This window comes from Cellulomonas fimi, from assembly GCF_012952065.1.
GTDB lineage: Bacteria > Actinomycetota > Actinomycetes > Actinomycetales > Cellulomonadaceae > Pengzhenrongella > Pengzhenrongella fimi_A.
Genome location: NZ_JABCJJ010000011.1, coordinates 84,757 through 105,356 on the forward strand (window position 1 = coordinate 84,757; position 20,600 = coordinate 105,356).

Sequence of the window (20,600 nt, forward strand, 5' to 3'; positions counted from 1 at the left end):
ACCCGACGGCCGACGATGGCGACCCGGTGGCGGCAGGATGCGCTCGGTCCGCACTACCAGGCGCGCACGCTCGAGCTGGGCACGGACGACGAGGGCGAGGTCGTCGCGACGGTCGTGCGCTACCGCCCGCCGGCTCCCGAGCCGGTGCGCCCGGCCCGCGCGATCCTCTACGTGCACGGCTGGAGCGACTACTTCTTCCAGACCGAGCTCGCCGAGTACTGGCACGCGCAGGGCGCCGCCTTCTACGCCGTCGACCTGCGCAAGTACGGCCGGAGCCTGCGCCCGCACCAGACGCCCTGCTACGTCGACGACCTCGCCGAGTACGACGCCGATCTCGAGGCGGCCCTCGACGTCGTCAGGCGGGACCTCGGCGTCCATGCGCGGATCATGATCATGGGCCACTCGACCGGGGGGCTCGTCGCCTCGCTGTGGCTGGACCGGAACCCCGGTGTGGTCAGCGGGCTGGTGCTCAACAGCCCCTGGCTCGAGCTCCAGGGCTCCGCCGTGATGCGCCACATCAGCACGCCGGCCATCAACCAGGTCGCCCGGTTCCAGCGCAAGACGCCGCTGCCCAACATCGACCCGGGCTACTACCACCGGACGATCAGCGCCGATCAGGGCGGCGAGTGGGCGTTCGACCCGCGCTGGCGGCCGAGCCCGGCGTTCCCGGTCCGGGCGGGCTGGCTGCGCGCGATCCTCGCGGGGCACGCCCTCGTCGCGCGCGGGCTGTCGATCTCGGTCCCGATCCTCGCCCTCGCCTCGGCGCGCAGCCTGATCAGCCCGCGCTGGAGCGACGCGATGACCGCCGCCGACGTCGTGCTCGACGTCGAGGTGGTCGTCCGCCGCGCGGTCCAGCTGGGCTCCGGGGTCACGGTGGTCCGGATCGACGGCGGCCTGCACGACCTCACGCTGTCGCCCCGCCCGGTCCGCGACCGCTTCTACGCCGAGATCACCCGCTGGACGACGGCGTACGGCTGGGACTGAGCGGCGGTGTCACCAGGCGGCCGGTGCACCGGCGCAGACCTCGGCGAGGGTCGGGCCGTCGTCGTCGCCGAGCCGCCAGACGCGCCAGCCGTCGACGTCGATCTCGATGCCCGCCGCAGCGGCCGCCGCCTCGCCGGGGTCGGCGAACACGGCGCCGTCGGGCAGCTGGACGAGGCCGTCCGGCCGCAACGTCGCGACGAGGCGCTGGCGACGGCGACGGCGGAACCACACCAGCGTCGTCGGCGTCCGCACGTGCGCACCCAGATCGGCGAGCACCGGGTCGGGCTCCGGCGGGCCGAGGTCCGCCGGACCGACGGGGACCGTCAGCACGGAGGGGAAGGTGCCGCTCGGGGCGGCCGCACCGGCGCTCGGGACCGGGCCGGTCGACAACCTCTCGACCGCCGAGCGACGACGCGCCCCGGTGGGTGCGCGAAGCTCGGAGCCGAGGTCGACCGTTGCGTGCTCGCCCGGCGGCGGGGACGCCAGGGCGTCGTCGAGCCCCGGGCCCTCGTGGGACCAGGCGTCGTGGGGCGAGGCGTCGTGGGGCGAGGCGTCGTCGGGCCCGGGGACGCCGGGTGACGACCCGAGCCCGGCGGGCAGGTCCACCGCGCCCGAGAGGTCGACGGCGGACGCGGCCGGATCCACGTGCTGCGGCGTCAGGGCCACGTCCCGGTCGAGCGGGTCGGCGCCGCGCGTGGCCGGCACGTCGGGAAGGTCCTGGCTCCAGGCACGGGTCTCGTGGACCACGCGCCGGTCGACGCCGTCACGACGCTCGACACCCTCCCGCCGGTCGGTCAGGTCGCGACGCTCGCCGTCACGGCGGTCGACGCCGTCCCGCCCATCCGGCCCGTCATGCTGCGCGTCGCGCGGGGTCGCGGGCGAGGTGGACTCGCTGCCGTGGACCGCACGCAGGGTCGAGGGCTCGACCGCGCGCCGCGCCGGCGCCTGCGGGGCGAGCGGCGACACGTCCACGTACCGGCGGCCGTCCGCGCCGCGCAGCACCCCGACCTGCAGCACCTCGACGTGCCCGCCGGGGCCGCGCAGGAACTCGACCGCGTTCGCGACGGACTCGTCCACCTCGGAGCACACGAGGAGCAGCCGTGCGCCGGCGTGGCGGGCGGCCGTGTGCGCGACGGCGACCGGGACGTTCTCGCGGAAGGCGACGAGCTCGCTCGCGAATCGTTCGGGGCCCCCGTGGTACGCCCGCGCGAGGTCGGCCGAGCTCAGCCGCGCCGCTCCGCCGACGTAGCGCAGCGCGCGGACCAGCGCCTCGGCGTCGAGCACGTGGACGACCTCGACCACGACCGGCTGCCCCGCGGCGTCGACCGCGAGCAGGTGGGGCGCGTCGGCGCCCTGCTTGCGCGTCGCGACGGGGAAGAGCTGCTCGCCGAGCAGGCTGCCGAGGTGGTCGGCGACGACCGACGTCGAGTCGGTGGGGAACGCGCCGGCCGCCGGTCGCATGGGCTGGACGAGCACGGGTCGGCCCCCGTCCAGCTCGAAGATCGGCACGCTGCAGCCCTCCGTCGGTATCCGCCACCACCGCGACCGTCGTTCGCCTGCCGGCATCTCGCCGGGGCCCGCCTGCGGTCCGTCCACTGTGCCATGCGCGCGTCGTCGCGGGCCACGCCCCGGCGCCCGCACACGCCCGAAAGGGGCCGTTCGAGTGCCTGATCTCACCCGCCGCGCCCGGTCGACGCACCCCGTGCCCGCGTGGCCGGACGCGCCCCCGTCAGTCGCGGGCGAGCCGGCGCTCGACGCGCTCGACCTTGGCGGTCAGCTCGCCGGTGCGCCCGGGCCGGATGTCGGCCTTGAGGACCAGCGAGACGCGCCCACCGTGCCGGCCCGCGGCCTCGGTCGCGCGCCGGACGACCTCCATGCACTCGTCCCACTCGCCCTCGAGCGTGGTGAACATGGCGTCGGTGCGGTTCGGCAGGCCCGACTCGCGGACGATGCGGACGGCGTCGGCGACCGCCTCGGTCACGGACTCGCCGACGCCTACGGGCGCGACGGAGAAGGCAACGAGCATGCCTGAGCCTCCCACACGGTCCCGCCCGGGGTCAGTGGTGGGCGGGCTCCTCGGCCGGCAGCCGCGCGGCGAGCAGCTCCGCGAGGCTGACACCCGCGACGCCGGCCAGCTGCTCGGCCTGCGTGCGGCACGAGAAGCCGTCGGCGAGGAACACGTCACCGGGGGCGGCGTCGCGCAGCGCGGGCAGCAGCGCGTTCTCCGCGACCGCGACCGACACGTCGTAGTGCCCCTTCTCCATCCCGAAGTTGCCCGCGAGCCCGCAGCAGCCGGCGAGCTGCGTGATCGTCGCGCCGCCCTCGGTCAGCAGCGCGCGGTCCGCGTCGAAGCCCATCACCGAGTGCTGGTGGCAGTGCGGCTGCACGACGGCGGTCACGTCGCTGAGGTCGGGCAGGCGCCACCCGGAGCCGGGGTCGGGTCCGATCGGCGCGGGCGCGGTGAGCAGCTCGGCGAGAGTGTGCGTCGCGCGGGCGACGGCGACGGCGCGCGGGTCGTCGGGCAGCAGCTCGACCAGGTCCGAGCGCAGCACGGCCGTGCACGACGGCTCGAGCCCCACGATCGGGACGCCGTTGACCGCGTACGGCGCCAGGACCGCGAGCAGGTCGGTGAGCCGACGGCGGGCACCGTCGAGCTGACCGGTCGTGATCCAGGTGAGACCGCAGCACGCCTGCTGGTCGGGCACGACCACGTCGAAGCCGGCGGCGTCGAGCACGCGCAGCGCCGCCTGCGGGACACCCGGCGCGAGCGTGTCGCTGAACGAGTCGACCCAGAGCACGACCTGCGGCCGGCGGCCCTCCCTGGCCTCGGCGCCTCGGCGCACGCGCCACGGGCCGCCCGGTCGCGGCGCCGCGCCGTCGTCCCCGTGGCGGCGGTGCCACGTGCGGAACGGGATCTCCGCGAACCTCGGGACCGACCGGCGCGTGTCCATGCCACCCGCCGCCAGCACGACCTTGGCGACCGGCCGGATGCCGAGCACCGCGTTGACCAGCCGCGGCGCGAGCCCCACGAGCCGGGCCCAGCGTGGCAGCCAGCCGAGCGCGTAGTGGCTCACGGGTCGCAGGCGCCGGCGGTACGTGCGGTGCAGCACCTCCGACTTGTACTGGGCCATGTCGACGCCGGCCGGGCAGTCGCTCGAGCAGGCCTTGCAGCTCAGGCACAGGTCGAGCACGTCGTGCACCTCCGGCGACCGCCAGCCGCCGGTCACGAGCGAGCCGTTCGCCATCTCCTGCAGCACGCGCGCGCGGCCCCGGGTCGAGTCCTTCTCGTCGCGGGTCGCCAGGTACGACGGGCACATGAAGCCGCCGGCCGCCGTGTTGTCCGCACGGCACTTGCCCACGCCGACGCAGCGGTGCACCGCGGTGGTGAAGTCCCCGTCGTCGTGCGCGAAGGAGAAGCCGCTTGCGGCCGCGAGCGGGAGGGCGGCGGGGCGGCGCAGGTCGGCGTCGAGCGGCCGCGGACGCACGACGACGCCTGGGTTCAGCAGGTCCCTCGGGTCCAGCAGGTCCTTGAACGCCTCGAACATCCGGATGGCGTCGGATGAGTACATGAGGGGAAGCAGCTCGCCGCGGGCGCGGCCGTCGCCGTGCTCGCCCGACATCGAGCCGCCGTGCGAGGCGACGAGGCGCCCGGCGTCGAGCATGAACGAGCGGAGGTTGCCGGCCGCCGTGGCCGGGTCGGCGAGCGGGACGTCGAGGCGCAGGTGCAGGCACCCGTCGCCGAAGTGCCCGTAGGCGAGGCCGTCCACGCCATGCGACGCCATGAGCGCCTCGAGCTCACGCAGGTACGCGCCGAGACGCTCGGGCGGGACGGCGGAGTCCTCGAACCCGGGCCACGCCTGCTCCCCCGACGGCGTCCGGCCGCCGAGCCCGGCGCCGTCCTCGCGGATGCGCCACATCGCGGTCGCCTCGGGCCCGGGCGGGAAGATGCGCGAGGCCCGGGTGCCGGCGTCGGCGGCCAGCGCCCGCGCGCGGTCGAGCGCCTCGTCCAGCGAGTCGCCGCCCACCTCGACCATGAGCCACCCGGCCCCCTCGGGCAGCTCCGGGACCGCGGCGGCCCCGCGGACGCGACGCACGACGTCGACCAGGCGTGCGTCCATGCCCTCGATCGCGAGCGGGCGGTGCGCGAGGAGCGCGGGGACGGCGTCGGCGGCCGACGGCATGTCCGGGTACCCGAGGACGACCAGCACGGGGGCCGAGGCGATCGGGACGAGGTTCACGGTCGCGCCGAGGATCGAGACCACCGTTCCCTCGGTGCCGACGAGCGCCTTCGCGAGGTCCGCGCCCTTCTCGGGCAGCAGGTGCTCGAGCGAGTACCCCGACACCTGCCGCCCGAACCGGCCGAGCTCGCGCCGCATCGTCTCGAGGTTGGCGCGCACCAGGCGGTCGAGACCCGGCACGACGTCGAGGCCCTTGCCCGCCGTGAACCGGCGCCCGGTGCCGTCGACGACGTCGAGCTCGAGGACGTTGTCCGCGGTGCGGCCGTACGCGACGGCGCGCGGACCGCACGCGTTGTTGCCGATCATGCCGCCGAGAGTCGCGCGCGCCTGGGTCGACGGGTCGGGACCGAACCTGAGCCCGTGCGGTGCGGCCGCCTTCTGGAGGTTCCCCATGATCGCGCCCGGCTCGATGCGGGCGGTGCGCGCCTCGGGGTCGATCGCGAGGATGCGGTTGACGTGCCGGGACAGGTCGAGCACGACGCCGGGCCCGACGGCGTTCCCCGCCACCGAGGTGCCGCCGCCCCGGGTGGTGATCGGGGCGCCCGCGGCGCGCGCGACGGCCAGGGCGGCCTGGACGTCGTCCGGGTCGCGGGGGAAGACCACGACCTCGGGGACGACGCGGTAGTTCGACGCGTCGGTCGAGTACTCGGCGCGGCGGCGGGTCGAGTCGTCGACCGCGCCGCGGACCTCGGCGCGCAGGGCGTGCACGAGGTCACGGGTCGCGGCGGCGTCCGCCGGCTGCGGTCCGGGCTCGCGGGTCACTGTCGACACGGGCGGCAGTCTCCCACCCACCGACGACCACCCGCCGCCCGGAACCGCTCTCCGGACACCGCCGCCCGGAAACGTGTCAGACCGAGCGCGCGGCCCGGCGCGCGCTCCGCCTGACACCCCACGGGAAGCGACACGTGTGTCAGACCGAGCGCGCGGCCCGGCGCGCGCTCCGCCTGACACCCGCAGTCAGTCGAGGGCGGCGTCGAGCGTGATAGTCGTGCCCGTGAGCGCCTTGCTCACCGGGCAGGTCTCCTTGGCCTTCTCCGCCGTCGCCAGGAACACGTCCTTGTCGAGACCCTCGACCTCGCCGTGCAGCGTGAGCCGGATGCGCGGGATGCGCCAGCCACCCGCGGGGTCGGGCGCGAAGTCGACGTCCGCCGTGACGTGGAGGGCCACCGGGGTGCCGCCGGCCTCGGCCAGGAGCGCCGAGAGCTGCATCGCGAAGCACGAGGAGTGCGCAGCCGCGATCAGCTCCTCCGGGCTCGTGCCACCCGGTGCGCCCTCGGCGGTCCGCTTGCCCCACGAGACGTCGAACGTCCCGAGTCCCGACGTCGTCAGCTCGACCTGACCCGAGCCCTCCGCGAGGTTGCCGTTCCATGCGGTCCGTGCCGTACGCGTGGCCATGACGCTCCTCCAGCTCGTGGGACGGACGCCGGGCGGCATCCTCGACCACCGTAGGCCGGGAGCCCCCGAACCGCAGCCACCCGGAGCTACTACGCCACGACCACGACGCCGCCGCCGAGGTCCCAGGACGAAGCGGCGGCGACCTCCGAGGCAGGGTGGGCCCTCAGCCGATGAACTCCCAGTGCCACGGCTCGCTCTTGCTGCCGCCACGGCTCGCCCAGTCGGGGAGGTCCCAGCCGAACGCACCGGCGTTGTCCTCCATCCACTCGTGCTTCCGGCTGCCGAAGCTCTCCACGCCGTCGCCGAAATCCACCGCGACGGCGCGGCCGTGATTGGACGTGCCGGGCACCGCGCACAGCCCACCCTTCGCTCGCTGGCACGCGACCTGGGCCGAATACGAGCGGTAGGAGTCGGTGAGCTTCATGTCCCGGCCGAACGTCGCCTTGTAGGCCTCGTTCAGCTCGGTCAGCGCCTCCGCGGCGTCGCACCGGAGCTGCTGGGACTGGTCGAAAGACACGGCGCACAGGGCGTCGGCCGGTATGCGACCGTTGGCGTAGGCCTCGAGCGAGGCGCGCTGCGCGCTCTTCTCGGCGGCGAGGCGCTCGGCCTCGGCAGCGGCGGCCGCCGCCTCGACGGCGGCGCGCTCGGCCGCGGCGGCCGCGGCGGCCGCGGCCTGGGCGGCTGCGACGTTGGCCTGCGACGTAGCCTGCACCTGCGCGGTCAGGTTCGCGACGACGGCGGCCGCGGCCATGATGCCTGCGGCGACCTCGTCCTGAGGAGCAGCGTCGTCCTTGCGGGGCTCGCCACCGGCGACAGCGTCCTCGGGCGTGCCCAGAGCCGCTTCACGGGCGGCGTCGCTCGCGGCGATCGCGGCACCGAGGGCGGTGTCCGGCTCAGCAGCCGCGGAGGCTGCCGGCGGAGCAACGGGGTCGGCGTCCGCGACCGCGGGCTCCGCGGGATCGGCTGCGCCCGGGCTCGCCGCCGCCGGGCTCCCCGCGGCGGGGTCGGTCGAAGCGGAGCCGGTCGCGGCGGGGTCGGCGGGTGCGCCGGTCGCGCCGTCCTCCGTCGTCGTCGGGACCGGGCCGCGCGTCACTGCACGGGACGCCCGCTCGATGCCGCCGGTGCGGACCTCGTCCAGCACGGGCAACAGGTCCTCGGGCAGGGAGTCCGCGGGGACCTGGGCGAGCAGGCTGGTCAGCTCCGCGACGGCGTCCTCGAGCGGCGCGAGCTCGGCCGCGCTGACGGTCGACGTCGCGACCGTCTGCACCGCGGTCGCGTCGGCGACGGCGTCACGCGCCGTCGCGACGGCCCGCTCACGCTCGGCGGCGATCTCGGCCTGCTGGCGCTCGGCGACCGAGGCGGAGATGCGCTGCTGCGCGATCGTCTGCTGCTGCGTCGTCGACTCCGCGACGGTGTAGCCGCCGAGCGAGAGGACCAGGCCCAGCACAAGGGCACCCTGTGAAGCCTTCACAGGGTGGAAACGGTGGCGGAGGCGCGGCGCCGCAGGCGCGACCGGAGCGCGATGCCGGCCTCGCGACGAGCGCCGAGAAGCCGGCATTCTGTCACTCACGCGTCACAGGTTAAACGACGCCGTTACCGATCCGTAACCCGCTCCAGTGTGCGCTCCGTCACGCATGCGTGACAGGCGACTACACTTCACCCGTGGAACCTGCGCTCGACGCTTCGCCGCTCGCGCCGAACGCGGCCTCGACGGCCGCACACTCCCTGGTGACCGCCGACCCGACCCATCCTGTGGTCTCCGGCTCGTTGGCGCCAGTCGGCGGCTCCGCCGTGCCGGTCGGCGGCGCCGCTGTGCCTGTCGGCGGCTCCGCCGTGCCGGTCGGCGAGGTCCTGCCACCCGTGGATGACCTGCCAGCCGTCGACGTCCTGCCGCGCGCCGAGGTGGCGGCGGCGGCGCCCTTGGTGCCGGCGGTCGCCATGACCACGCTCCTGGTGCAGGCCGCGAGCGCCACCTCGGCCGCATCCGCGCGGCCAGCGGCAGCCCCGGTCGCCGTCGTGCCACCGGCACCGCTCGCGCCGCCTGTCACCGCCGAGGGCTTCGCCGAGCCGCTCGAGCCCGCCGAACCGCAGCGAGGCCTGGACGACCTGTACGACATCGGCCGCCTCGCCGCGCGCCTGGGCGTCGAGCACGCGACCATCCGGGTGTGGCTCTCACGCAAGGTTCCCTGGCTCCCCGCGCCCGACGGTCGGCTCAACGGCGGCGCGGTCTGGCGTGCCACGACGCTCACCGGCATCGAGGAGCGGCGCGTACCTGGCCGGCCCGGCCGCAAGCGCCAGACGATCGCCCCGCCCGGCTGACCCCCGCCGCCGCGGCCTACGCTGGGCCGGGAACCACCGTCGGCGCCGCGGTCGTCGCCGCGGTCCGGCTGACGCGGGTGCGGAGGTGGACGATGACGGACCCCGAGCGGGCCGCCGACGTCGCGGCAGCCATGTCCGCCCTCGACCGGCGCGCCTTCCTGCCGCCCGAGCAGGTCGAGTTCGCCGCCGAGGACCGCCCGCTGCCCCTCGGCCACGGCCAGACGAACTCCCAGCCCTCGACCGTCGCCGCGATGCTGCGCCTGCTCCACGTGCCTGTGGGTGCGCGCGTCCTGGACGTCGGGGCGGGGTCGGGGTGGACGACAGCGCTCCTGGCCCGGCTGGTCGGCCCGGAGGGAAGCGTCACGGGGATCGAGCTGGAGCCGGACCTGGCCGTCGCCGGAGCGGCGAACCTTGCCGCCTGGGGCATGCCGTGGGCGACGCTGGACGTCGCGCACCCCGGCGTCCTCGGTCGGCCCGGCCCGGAGGGCTACGACCGGATCCTCGTCTCGGCCGCCGCGCGCGAGCTGCCGCAGAGCCTCGTGGACCAGCTGCGCGACGGCGGGCGCATGGTGATCCCGGTCAGACGCAGGATGCTCGTGGTCGAGCGCCGCGGTGACCGGATCGGGACGAGCGAGCACGGCTCCTACCTCTTCGTGCCGCTGCGCTGACCCATGGGCCGCCACTCCGACGACCGTGCGCCCACGGACGGCGCTCCTCGCGACGACCGTCCCGTGATCGCCCACGCCCGCGCGCTGGTCAAGACCTACGGCACCGGCGACACGACCGTCCGGGCGCTCGCCGGCATCGACGTCGACTTCGTGCGGGGCGAGCTCACCGCGATCATGGGCCCCTCCGGCTCGGGCAAGTCCACGCTGATGCACTGCATGGCCGGGCTCGACGACGCGACGTCCGGGACCGTCGTCGTCGACGGCGAGGACGTCAGCGGCATGTCCGAGCGGCAGCGCACCCGCCTGCGCCGCACGCGGCTCGGGTTCGTGTTCCAGGCGTACAACCTCGTGCCGACCCTCACCGCGGCCGAGAACATCACGCTCCCGCTCGACATCGCCCGGCGCGCGGTCGATCGCGACCACTTCGACGCCGTGGTCGACGCCGTGGGGCTCCGGGACCGGCTTCACCACCGGCCGAACGAGCTCTCGGGCGGTCAGCAGCAGCGCGTCGCGTGCGCACGGGCGCTGGTGTCGCGGCCCGCGGTGGTCTTCGCCGACGAGCCGACCGGGAACCTCGACTCGCGGTCCTCGGGCGAGGTGCTCGCGTTCCTGCGCCGCTCGGTCGACGACCTCGGCCAGTCGGTCGTCATGGTGACGCACGACCCGAGCGCGGCCGCGGTCGCGCACCGCGTCGTGTTCCTGGCCGACGGTCGCCTGGTCGGCGAGCTGGCGCACCCGACCGCGGACACGATCCTCGACGCGCTGCGTGAGCTCGGCTGATGCTGCGCGTCACGCTCCGAGGCATCCGCGCCCACCTGGTCCGGTTCGTGCTGTCGGTGCTGGCAGTGACGCTGGGGGTGGCGTTCGTCGCCGGGACGTACTCGCTGCGCGCGATGCTCGCGTCGACGTTCAGCGAGATCGTGGCCAGCTCGCTCACCGGCGACGTGTACGTGCGCGGCTCCGAGCCGGCCGGCGCGAGCTCGCCGCTGGGCACCCTGGGCGAGTCCCGCAACGCGATCCCCCTCGACCTGGCCGACGACGTCGCGGCGGTTGACGGCGTCGACCTCGCCCTGCCCGACCTCGCCGGGCCCGCGGTGCTCGTCGGCGCGGACGGGACTGCCGTCAGCCAGGGGCAGGCGCCGAGCTTCGCGCAGTCGCTCGACCCGCGTGACCCGGCGGTCAGCGTCGCGGCCGGACGCGCGCCCTCGGGTCCGGACGAGGTCGCGCTCGCGTCGGAGACGCTCGAGGCGTCGGGGCTCGCGCTCGGGGACCGGACGAGCGCCGTGATCGGCGGCGAGCTGCGAACCGTTGCCGTCGTGGGCGAGGTGGAGTTCGGTGCGCCGCTCGCGGGTGCCACGGTCGTGTTCGTCGACGTGCCGACCGCGACCGCGGCGTACGCGCCCGGCGGCCTGGTCGAGACCATCACCGTGCACGCCGAGCCCGGCGTCGACGCGCGGGCCCTGGCGGAAAGGCTCGACGCGGTCGTGTCGGCCGAGGCGGACGCCGAGACGATCACCGGGGACCGGCTGCGCGCCGACGCCCGCGCGGAGATCGACGAGGCGCTCGGGTTCGTCGAGACGTTCCTGCTCGTGTTCGCCGGGATCTCGCTGTTCGTGGGCGCGTTCATCATCGCCAACACCTTCGCGATGTCGGTCCGCCAGCGCATGCGCGAGCTCGCCCTGCTCCGCGCGCTCGGTGCATCCCCCGCGCAGGTCTTCGCGTCGATCCTCGTCCAGGCCGCGGTGATCGGGCTCGTGGGCTCCGCGCTCGGCGTCGTGGCGGGTTTCGGGCTCGTCACGCTGCTGCGCGAGGTGCTCGGGCGGTTCGGGATGAGCCTGTCGGGAGAGATCCCGCTCGACGGGTACACCGTCACGGTCTCGCTCGTGGTCGGGACCGTCATGAGCGTGGTGGCCGCCGCGGTCCCGGCACGGCGCGCGGCGCTCACGGCTCCGGTCGAGGCGATGCGGGACGACGTCGTCGTGCAGGAGCGGACGCTGCGGTGGCGCGCGCTCGTCGGGAGCGTGCTGACGCTCGGGGGCGCCGTCGCCGTCGTGCTGGCCGTGCGCCGGCCCGAGGCGAGCGGCGGGACGGTGCTGGGTGTGGGCGCGGCGGCGGTGCTCGTCGGGATGCTGCTGCTCGCCCCCGTCGTCGCCCGGGCGTCGCTGCGGGTCCTCGCGGCGCCGTTGGTCGCGACGATCCGGCCGCTGGGCCGGCTCGCGCGCGGCAACGTGACGCGGAACCCGCGGCGGACGGCGAACACGGCGGGGGCGCTCATGATCGGGATGGCGCTGGTGGGCGCGTCGGCGGTGCTCGCGGCGTCGGCGCAGGGCTCGACGCGGTCGATCGTCGCGGAGGCGTCGACCGCCGACCTCATCCTGCGGTCGGCGGCGGGAGACGTGCCCGTCGAGGCGCTCGCGGGTGCGCGCGAGGTCGAGGGGGTCGTCGCCGCCGACGCCGTCACCCTCGGCTCGGTGCTGCTCGCGGAAGCCGGTCGTGGCCCGGGCAGCGGCCCGGGGGAGGGCTCGACGGACCCCACCACGGTCGTCGGGATCGACCCGGACGCGTTCGGCCGCACGATGGCGATCGAGGCGACCGAGGGCTCGCTCGACCGGCTCGCGGACGGCGAGGTCGCCATCCAGCGCGCCGAGGCCGAGGACACGGGCTGGGGGATCGGGACCGAGCTCGAGGTGACGTCGTCGACCGGGCGGGCGAGCGTCGTCGTCGGCGCGGTCATCGACTCCCCCGCGATCCCCGCGCCGGTCGTGCTGCCCGAGCCGCTGTTCGCCGAGCTCGTGCCGGCCGAGCAGGCCGCGGTGAACCTCGTGTTCGTCAAGGCGGAGCCCGGGACGGACCTCGGCGAGCTGCGCGAGTCGCTGACCGACGTCGTCGCGCCGTTCGTCGTGGTGTCGGTGCTCGACAACGACGAGTTCGCGAGCGAGCTCGCCGCGCAGGTCGACCAGGTGCTGGTGATCCTCTACGCGCTGCTGGGGCTGTCGGTGGTGATCGCGATCCTGGGGATCGTCAACACGCTCGCGCTGTCGGTGATCGAGCGGACGCGCGAGATCGGGCTGATGCGCGCGGTCGGGCTGGGGCGGCTCCAGCTGGCCGGGACCGTGGCGATCGAGTCGGTGCTGACCGCGCTGTTCGGGACGGTGGTCGGGGTCGCGGTCGGCGTGGCGCTGGCGTCCGCGATGCCGTCGGTGTTCGCCGACGTCGGGCTCGGCACGCTCGTGGTGCCGTGGGACACGGTCGGCTGGATCCTCGTGCTCGCGGTGGTGGTCGGCGTGCTCGCGGCGATCTGGCCGGGCATCCGGGCGGCCCGGCTCCCGGTCCTCGAGGCGGTCACGGTCGACTGACCCGCTCCCCCTCGCGGACGTCGCGGTCGGAAAAGCGTCAGAAGAGGGCGTCGAGCTCCTGGGCCGGCGGGATCGGCGCAGCTGACGCGGCGGGGCGGGCGAGCGTGCCGCCGGTGTCGGCGCCCGCGGCCGGCGCGGCCGCCCGGGCGGCCGCGCCGGCGAGCTCGTCCGCCAGCTCGTTGAAGTGGTTGCCGACGTGCCCGCGCACCCACGTGAAGGTCACCGGACCCGTCCGCTCGGCGATCGCCCGCTCGATGCCTTGGACCAGCGCGAGGTTCTGCACCGGCCCGCCGCTCGCAGTCCGCCAGCCCTTGCGGCGCCAGCCGGCGACCCACACCGACGCGCACTTGATCGCGTACTGCGAGTCGGACTCGATCATCAGCGGCTCCGGCCCGGGGTGCGCCGTGATGGCCTGGAGCACCGCCATGAGCTCGGCGATCTGGTTCGTGCCGGACGCGATGCCGCCCGACGCCGTCGGGCCCGCGTGGTCGACCCATGCCCAACCGCTCGCGCCGCCCGGGTTCTTCAGGCACGACCCGTCGGTGCTGACCGTGATCACGTGCTCCTCCTCGCCGGCCCACCCGCCGCGGGCCGCGAGCATTCTCCCCCGGCGGGCCACGGGATCCGGCCCACCCGCGCGGGTCCGGGTCCTGGTGTTCACTGGTCGCATGCCTCTCAGTGGTGAGTACGAGCCGAGCACCAGCCCACGCACCCGCGACCAGGTCGACCTCTACGAGCGCTCGGGGGGCACCCAGGGGACGACGTTGCACGGACGCCCGTGCGTCATCGTCACGATGCGCGGGGCGAGGTCCGGCAAGCTGCGCAAGGTCGCGCTGATGCGCGTCGAGCACGCCGGCGACTACGCCGTCGTCGCCTCGATGGGCGGCGCGCCGAAGAACCCGACCTGGTACCACAACGTCGTCGCGCACCCCGAGGTCGAGCTGCAGGACGGGCCCGAGCGCTGGGACATGACGGCGCGCGAGGTGCACGGTGCGGAGAAGGCGGCGTGGTGGGAGCGCGCCGTCGAGGCGTTCCCGCCGTACGCCGACTACCAGCGGCGGACGCAGCGCGAGATCCCGGTCTTCGTGCTGACGCGCGCGCAGGGCTGACGCCGCAGCAGGAGCCGGAGGCTGACGGGGCACGCACGGCGACCTGCCCGCAGCCCGGTCAGCCGTTCGACATCGCCGTGACGATCCTCGTGACGCTCGAGGTCAGCCCCCAGCGCTCCGCGAGCCCGACGAGCGCGCCGGGGTCGGCCGGGGTGGGAGGCAGCGCGTCGTCGAGGTCTCCCACCGGTGCGTCCGGAGCGACGCGGACGACGCCGGGCGCCACCTTCAGGTAGTCCGCCGCCTCGGTGAGCCGGGCACGCTGCGTCGCCGAGAGCCCCTTGTCACCTGCGTCGCGCGCGGCGAGCAGCCCGTCCAGGTCGCCGTACCGGTGCAGCAGGGTCACGGCGGTCTTCTCGCCGATCCCCTTGACGCCCGGCAGGCCGTCGCTCGGGTCGCCGCGCAGCACCGCCATGTCGGCATACGCCTGTCCGCTCGGCACGCCGTACTTCTCGTGCAGGCGGGCCTGGTCGATGACGTCGAGCTCGGCCACCCCGCGGGACGTGTAGAGCACCCGCACGCCCGCGTCGTCGTCCACCAGCTGGAACAGGTCCCGATCACCCGTGACGACCTCGACCGGCGAGCGCTCGGCGGGGGGCCGCGCGATCTCGCGGGCGACGAGCGTGCCGATGACGTCGTCGGCCTCGTAGCCGGGGGCCCCGACGCGGGGGATCCCGAGCGCCTCGAGGACCTCGACGATGACCGGGATCTGCGGGAGCAGGCGGTCCGGGGTCTCCTCGACGTCGGTCGTCCCGGCGACGAGGCGGTGCTCCTTGTACGAGGGGATCGCCTGGACGCGGAACGCCGGGCGCCAGTCGTCGTCCCAGCACGCGACCACGCGACTCGGGTGGCGCTGCGTGATGAGCCGCGCGGTCATGTCGAGCAGACCCCGCACCGCGTTCACGGGGACGCCGTCGGGCGACCTGATCGAGTCCGGGACGCCGAAGAAGGCGCGGAAGTACAGGGACGCGGTGTCGAGCAGGAGCAACGGGCGGTGCGGCTGCGGCATGGGGGAACGCTACGCCGGGCCTGCGACACCGCGTGCGACACCGCCACCGGGTCCGCGTCCGGCGCCGGCTGCCGCGAGCGCCGGCGCCGAGGCGCCCGCACCCCGTTGTCCACGTGTCGGACATGATTGACGCACCAGGTGAGACGCCCTAGTTTCTCTTCCAGGTCATGAGCGCCAGCGCGAAGCCCCGGCTCGCTGGCCGGCAACCCTCCTCGTCGTGGGGTGCTCCGGGTGAGGACCCGACCCGTGCGACCGCACCGGTAAGGACGGCAAGGAGATCCCCGTGCGAATGCGCTGCTGTCACCCCTGACGGCGCACCCTCCGGTGCGCCCCTCCGCGCACCCGCACGCAGGTTCCCTGCTCCCGTGACCCCTCCCTGAGAGCCGGCCGGCGGGCCTGCGCGAACCCCGACCGGCCCGTCACCAAGGAGACGCTCATGAGCCAGACCCCCGAGAAGAAGCGCATCGTCCTCAACGCGTTCGACATGACCTGCGTGACCCACCAGGCCGCCGGCACGTGGCGCCACCCGGAGAGCCGGGCGTGGGACTACAACACCCTCGAGTACTGGACCGAGCTGGCCCAGCTGCTCGAACGCGGCAGGTTCGACTCGCTGTTCATCGCCGACGTGGTCGGCGTGTACGACGTGTACCGCGGCACGGTTGCGGGCTCGCTCACCGACGCGGTCCAGGTGCCGGTCAACGACCCGTTCCTCCAGGTCCCCGCGATGGCGGCCGTGACCCAGCACCTGGGCTTCGGCATCACGAGCGCGCTGACCTACGAGCAGCCGTACGCGCTGGCCCGCAAGTTCTCGACCCTCGACCACCTGACGAAGGGCCGCGTGGCCTGGAACGTCGTGACCGGCTACCTCAACAGCGCCGCGATCAACCTCGGCTTCGACCGCCAGATGAGCCACGACGCGCGGTACGACCTCGCCGACGAGTTCCTCGACGTCACCTACAAGCTGTGGGAGGGCAGCTGGGACGACGACGCCGTGCTGCGCGACAAGGAGAAGGGCGTCTTCACCGACCCGACGAAGGTCCACCCCATCGGCCACCAGGGGGAGTTCTACTCGGTGCCCGGCATCCACCTGTCGGAGCCGAGCCCGCAGCGCACGCCGGTGATCTTCCAGGCGGGCGCCTCGCCGCGCGGACGCGGGTTCGCCGCCAAGCACGGCGAGGGCGTCTTCATCAGCCCCGGCACGATCGCCCAGGCGCGCGCGACGAGCGACGACATCCGCGACCGCGCCGAGGCCCTCGGCCGCTCGCGCGACTCGGTCAAGATCTTCACGCTCATCACGGTGATCACGGCCGAGACCGACGAGGCGGCGCAGGCGAAGTTCGAGGACTACCTGCGCTACGCGAACCCCGAGGGCGCGTTGTCGCTGTACGGCGGGTGGACCGGCGTGGACTTCTCCGAGTACGACCTGGACCAGCCGCTGGTCGAGGTCGAGAACGACTCGCTGCGCTCGGCGCTCCAGATGCTCACGACGATCGACCCCGACCGGGCGTGGACGCCGCTGGACATCGTCACCAAGCGCAGCATCGGCGGCCTGGGACCGGTGCTCGTCGGTTCGGTCGAGAAGGTCGCCGACGAGCTCGAGCGGTGGGTCGACGAGGGTGGGATCGACGGCTTCAACTTCGCCTACGCGGTGACGCCCGGCACGTTCGAGGACCTGGTCGAGCTCGTCGTGCCCGAGCTCCAGCGGCGCGGGCGGGCGCGCACCGAGTACGAGGGCTCGACGCTGCGCGAGAACCTCTTCGGCGAGGGCCGCGTCCACGCGGAGGACACGCACCCGGCGCGCCGGTACCACGGGGCGTTCACCGGGGGACCGAGTGCCGCCGACGGCACCAAGGAGTCGAAGATCTCGACCGGGCTCGCAGAGACCGCGCGGATATGACCGCGGAGTCTCGGCGGCGCGGCGCGGCGCGACCGCCGCGCCGCCGACACCCCGTGGAACGATCGGCTCCCGCAGACCGGTCAGGCGCTCAGCTCCGCCAGCACGACCGGGAGCTCGTCGAGCAGCTCACGCGCGAGGAACCCGGTCGGACCCACGCGGGCGGCGAGCCGGTCCCCTGCGGCGGCGTGCAGGTGCGTGCCCCAGCACGCCGCCTGGGCGGGCGAGGCACCGCGCGCGAGCAGCCCGGTGATCGCGCCCGCGAGCACGTCGCCGCTGCCCGACGTCGCGAGGCCCCCGTACCCCGTCGAGATCTGCCACCGACCGCCGTCGGGGTCGGCGATCTCGCCGTAGCAGCTCACCACCGCTCCGTACCGCCGCGCGATCTCGGGAGCCGCCCGCGCGGCGTCGTCCACGTCGTCCTGCTCGAGCAGGCGCGCGGCCTCGGCGAGGTTGGGCGTGAGCACGAGACGACCGCGGAGCGGCTCGACGGCGTCGCGCAGCTCCACGAGCACCCCGAGCGCGTAGGCGTCGAGCACCAGGGTGGTGTCCTCGCCGAGCAGCGGGACGAGGGTCCGCAGCAGGGCTCCCGTCTCGTCCGGGTCGTCGAGGCCCGCGCCGACCAGCACGGTGTCCGCCGAGCCCAGGTCGTCGGCCAGCCGGTCGACCCCTGCCCCGTGGACCGACCCGGCGTCGTTCTCGGGCAGCCCCCGCACGCCCGACTCGGGCACCGCGACCGCGAGCGCGACCGCGACCGACTCCGCCACGCCGAGCGTGAGCCGCCCTGCACCTGCCCGCAGCGCCGCGAGCCCCGCGAGCAGCGCGCCGCCCGGCGTCCTGCGCGCACCGCCGACCACGAGCACCTGCCCACGCCCGTACTTGGAGTCGGCGACGTCGGGCAGCGGCCACCCCCGCAGGGACGACGGGGTCACGATCACCGGCCCCTCCCGTCCGCCGCTCGGCGGCCGGTCAGCCCCCGAGGACATCGTCCGACCGCGGCTGCTCGGTGGCGGGGACCCGCTGCTCGTCGAGGTGCTCGTCGAGGTTGAAGGCGTCGACCGTCCAGCGCCCCTCACCCGTCGGGCGCAGCAGGCGCGTCACCGAGGCGTTGCGGACCGTGGACGTGCGCTGGATCTCGAGCACGGCGTCCTCGGTCAGCTCCTCGCAGACGTACCGCAGCACCATGATCACCGCGTCGTGGCAGACGACGAGCACGCGCCGGCCGTGCTCGAGCCGGTCGAGGTCCTGAAGCAGGGACCGCAGCCGCAGGGCCATGTCGGCCCACGACTCGCCGCCCGGCGGGCGGTGGTAGAACTTGCCGAGCCACCGCCGACGCGCGGCCTCCTCGGGCAGCCGCGCCTCCACCCCCGCCGTCGTGAGCAGGTCCAGGACCCCCAGCTCGCGATCGCGGAGGCGCTCGTCGAACCGGATCGGCAGGGGCAGCCCGCTCGCCTCGATGGCCAGGAGCGCCGTCTGGTGGGCCCGCACGTACGGCGAGCTCCACACGCTCTGAGGGGCCTCGTCGTCAGGCAGGTCGCGCAGCCAGGAGCCGAGCGCCTCGGCCTGGGCCGCTCCCAGCTCGCTGAGCGGGACGTCCGCGTCGCGGAACCCCACGTCGATCACCTCGGCCGCGGCCGCCTCCGCGGCTGCCGCGGCGACGTTGCCCAGGCTCTCCCCGTGCCGCACCAGCACCAGCTCCGTCGCACCCATGCGAGCGACGCTAGTGGAGCCTCGGGCAGCCTGCCGGGGGAGGCCGGCCGATCCTGGTCGTGCGCAGGGATGCGACCGTCTCGAGAGAGCCGTCTCGAGAGAACCGCCTCGAGAGAGCCGTCTCGAGAGAGAGGACGGCCCGACGCATCCGCAGGGGGCTGGGAACGTCGGGCCGTCGCGGACACGCTAGCGCCCCGGCTCTCCGCTGGGAAGAGTGCGGAGCGGGTGAGTGCCCGGAAAGCTCGACCGGACGCTCGCTCGCCGCTCGCCCGCGGTCAGCGCGCGGGTGCCAGGTCCAGCTGCGACTCGGCGACCGCGATGACGGACCACGTGCCGCCGTCGTCGCTGCTGAGCTCGTACGCCGGGACGAGGACCGTGGCTCCGTCGGGCTGCGTGTACAGCGTCAGGCCGAGGCGCGACGACGTGAGCGTCACCTCCGTCACGGGCCACCGCAGCGCGCTGCCGGGTGCCACCGTCGGCGGGACGGTCGGGTCGGTCGCCGGCGCGGGCTCGGACGCAGCCGACGACGTGCCCGTGTCGAGCTCGGTGATCGCACCCTCGAGGGTCACTCCGCCGCGGGCGGCATACATGATCGGCCCGCCGGTGGTGGCGCCGAACCGCGGGTCCATGAGCCGTTCGGCAGCCTCGGCCGGGCTCACCACGTCGTACGCGCCGAGCGGGACCAGGGGCGCGAGCGAGCCGTAGAGGCTCTGCACGCCGTCACCCACGAACGTCACGCTCCACGCGGTCCCGCTGAGCTGCTCGTCGACGACCTGGTTGGCGGTCACGTACGACAGCTCGCGCATGCCGGAGTCACCGGTCTCGTACTGGTAGGCGTCCGGGTCGACGCCGACCGACGCGAGCAGCTCGCGGAACCGCGACACCGCGGCGTCGCCCTGCGGCGCGTCGCCGAGGGCCGCCGAGTCGAGGCACTCCCGACCCGGCTCGGGCACGGGCACGGGCACGGGCACCATCTCGGGGGCTGCCGGCTCGGCGGACCCGGCGGACCCCTCCGTGCTGCCCGAGGTCCCCGACCCGTCGGAGCGCGTGGGCCCCTCGCCGGTCGGCTGCGGGCAGGCGTACGGGTCCAACGTCGGGTCGTAGTAGCTCACGCTGGCCGTGCCGTCGGGCATGAGCTGGAGCGAGGCGCCCGTGCCGTCGTCGGGGCCGACGGCCCACGAGCCGAACCGCAGCTCCGCGCTTCCGCTCACGCCGAGCGCCTGCGCGACCCGCTCGGCCGTCTCGGCGCTGAAGACGGACGCGCCGTCGAACGCCCACCCGTCGGCCGTCCCGCCCTCGCCCGACAGGCCGGCGGCCGTGAACACGGTCCGCCCGCCGTACCAGGGCGCGATCATCGAGCTGCGCGCGGCCGCGTCCGTCGCCGCCTCGGGCGCGCCGAGCGCCTGGCTCGGGGCCGCGCCCGCCGTCATGCCCTGCAGCGTGATGGCCGGCGCAGCCGACGGCGTCTCGTCCTCCCCGGCCGAGCCGAGGGCGTACCCCGCCGAGCCGAACACGAGCGCACCCGCAGCGACGGCCGCGGCGGGGACCCACCGGGAGCGCCCACGCCGGGCGCGGGCGACCGCGAGCTCGTCGGTCGTGCCGGCGACGGGCCGCTCGGCGGCGGGAGGGCTCGCCACGCGCGACCGGACCGCGGCGTCGAGCGACCTGGTGTCCGGCTCAGCGCCGACCGCCGGGTCGGACGCGCGCAGCCGCTCGAGGGCGGCGTCGCCCTCCTGCGGTGCGGCGTGCTCGTGCGCTGCGTGGTGCCCGTGGGGGCCGGCGTGCGCCGCGGCGGTCGGTTCCGAGCCGCCCGGGCGCGCGGCCTCCGGCTCGTCGGACGGGCGGATGGTGTCGTTCACGGCGGCCTCCTGAGGTCGGGCCTGCGCGGCTGGTGCCGTGCGGTCGATGGCGGTGCGGTCCG

At 75.1% G+C, this 20,600-nt stretch carries 17 protein-coding genes and 1 riboswitch; of the genes, 7 read left to right on the top strand and 10 right to left on the bottom strand.

What is annotated here, in order from left to right:
- The first annotated feature begins 15 nt into the window (after nt 1–15).
- Complete coding sequence (locus HIR71_RS09095) at nt 16–984, top strand: alpha/beta hydrolase (RefSeq protein WP_169324739.1); 969 nt, start codon at nt 16–18, stop codon at nt 982–984.
- A gap of 9 nt (nt 985–993) precedes the next feature.
- On the opposite strand, the gene HIR71_RS09100 is transcribed toward HIR71_RS09095, so the two are convergent.
- From HIR71_RS09100 to HIR71_RS09120, 5 genes are all read right to left on the bottom strand, one after another.
- Entirely contained in the window at nt 994–2,493 is a 1,500-nt protein-coding gene (locus HIR71_RS09100) for a hypothetical protein (protein ID WP_169324740.1), read from the bottom strand.
- 220 nt (nt 2,494–2,713) lie between these two features.
- Nucleotides 2,714–3,010 carry an MTH1187 family thiamine-binding protein gene (locus tag HIR71_RS09105; protein ID WP_169324741.1) on the bottom strand — a complete coding sequence of 99 codons (297 nt, stop codon included), beginning with the start codon at nt 3,008–3,010 and terminating at the stop codon, nt 2,714–2,716.
- A 31-nt stretch (nt 3,011–3,041) separates the two neighbouring features.
- Nucleotides 3,042–5,993 (bottom strand): FAD-binding and (Fe-S)-binding domain-containing protein, encoded by a 2,952-nt coding sequence (locus HIR71_RS09110; protein ID WP_396031293.1) that lies wholly within the window; start codon nt 5,991–5,993, stop codon nt 3,042–3,044.
- A gap of 186 nt (nt 5,994–6,179) precedes the next feature.
- Complete coding sequence (locus HIR71_RS09115) at nt 6,180–6,617, bottom strand: OsmC family peroxiredoxin (protein ID WP_169324742.1); 438 nt, start codon at nt 6,615–6,617, stop codon at nt 6,180–6,182.
- A 163-nt stretch (nt 6,618–6,780) separates the two neighbouring features.
- Nucleotides 6,781–8,064 (bottom strand): M15 family metallopeptidase, encoded by a 1,284-nt coding sequence (locus HIR71_RS09120; RefSeq protein WP_169324743.1) that lies wholly within the window; start codon nt 8,062–8,064, stop codon nt 6,781–6,783.
- A 215-nt stretch (nt 8,065–8,279) separates the two neighbouring features.
- Between HIR71_RS09120 and HIR71_RS09125 the strand changes: the two genes are divergently transcribed.
- The 4 genes from HIR71_RS09125 (at nt 8,280) to HIR71_RS09140 (ending at nt 12,960) form a co-directional block, all read left to right on the top strand.
- Nucleotides 8,280–8,936 (top strand): hypothetical protein, encoded by a 657-nt coding sequence (locus HIR71_RS09125; RefSeq protein WP_169324744.1) that lies wholly within the window; start codon nt 8,280–8,282, stop codon nt 8,934–8,936.
- Between the two features lie 92 nt (nt 8,937–9,028).
- A complete protein-coding gene (locus tag HIR71_RS09130; protein WP_169324745.1) occupies nt 9,029–9,604 on the top strand; it encodes a protein-L-isoaspartate O-methyltransferase family protein in 576 nt (191 codons plus the stop codon).
- 3 nt (nt 9,605–9,607) lie between these two features.
- Complete coding sequence (locus tag HIR71_RS09135; RefSeq protein ID WP_169324746.1) at nt 9,608–10,384, top strand: ABC transporter ATP-binding protein; 777 nt, start codon at nt 9,608–9,610, stop codon at nt 10,382–10,384.
- Nucleotides 10,384–12,960, top strand: a complete 2,577-nt coding sequence (locus HIR71_RS09140; RefSeq protein WP_169324747.1) for an ABC transporter permease — start codon at nt 10,384–10,386, stop codon at nt 12,958–12,960. Before HIR71_RS09135 ends, HIR71_RS09140 begins: the two co-directional genes overlap by 1 nt.
- A gap of 37 nt (nt 12,961–12,997) precedes the next feature.
- On the opposite strand, the gene HIR71_RS09145 is transcribed toward HIR71_RS09140, so the two are convergent.
- Nucleotides 12,998–13,519, bottom strand: a complete 522-nt coding sequence (locus HIR71_RS09145; RefSeq protein WP_169324748.1) for a ribonuclease H family protein — start codon at nt 13,517–13,519, stop codon at nt 12,998–13,000.
- Nucleotides 13,520–13,628: 109 nt separating this feature from the next.
- Between HIR71_RS09145 and HIR71_RS09150 the strand changes: the two genes are divergently transcribed.
- Nucleotides 13,629–14,069, top strand: a complete 441-nt coding sequence (locus HIR71_RS09150) for a nitroreductase family deazaflavin-dependent oxidoreductase (RefSeq protein ID WP_169324749.1) — start codon at nt 13,629–13,631, stop codon at nt 14,067–14,069.
- 58 nt (nt 14,070–14,127) lie between these two features.
- On the opposite strand, the gene HIR71_RS09155 is transcribed toward HIR71_RS09150, so the two are convergent.
- A complete protein-coding gene (locus HIR71_RS09155; protein WP_169324750.1) occupies nt 14,128–15,075 on the bottom strand; it encodes a 5'-3' exonuclease in 948 nt (315 codons plus the stop codon).
- A gap of 163 nt (nt 15,076–15,238) precedes the next feature.
- Nucleotides 15,239–15,348, top strand: a riboswitch (SAM riboswitch).
- A 163-nt stretch (nt 15,349–15,511) separates the two neighbouring features.
- Between HIR71_RS09155 and HIR71_RS09160 the strand changes: the two genes are divergently transcribed.
- Nucleotides 15,512–16,972, top strand: coding sequence for an LLM class flavin-dependent oxidoreductase (locus HIR71_RS09160; protein ID WP_169324751.1), 1,461 nt, complete (start codon nt 15,512–15,514; stop codon nt 16,970–16,972).
- Nucleotides 16,973–17,052: 80 nt separating this feature from the next.
- Here the strand turns inward: HIR71_RS09160 and HIR71_RS09165 are convergent, their stop codons facing one another.
- The 3 genes from HIR71_RS09165 to HIR71_RS09175 all read right to left on the bottom strand — a co-directional run bounded on the left by HIR71_RS09165 (nt 17,053) and on the right by HIR71_RS09175 (nt 20,538).
- Entirely contained in the window at nt 17,053–17,955 is a 903-nt protein-coding gene (locus HIR71_RS09165) for an NAD(P)H-hydrate dehydratase (protein ID WP_211373975.1), read from the bottom strand.
- Nucleotides 17,939–18,679 (bottom strand): histidine phosphatase family protein, encoded by a 741-nt coding sequence (locus HIR71_RS09170; RefSeq protein ID WP_169324752.1) that lies wholly within the window; start codon nt 18,677–18,679, stop codon nt 17,939–17,941. Before HIR71_RS09170 ends, HIR71_RS09165 begins: the two co-directional genes overlap by 17 nt.
- A gap of 275 nt (nt 18,680–18,954) precedes the next feature.
- A complete protein-coding gene (locus HIR71_RS09175; protein WP_169324753.1) occupies nt 18,955–20,538 on the bottom strand; it encodes a hypothetical protein in 1,584 nt (527 codons plus the stop codon).
- Between the last annotated feature and the right edge of the window lie 62 nt (nt 20,539–20,600).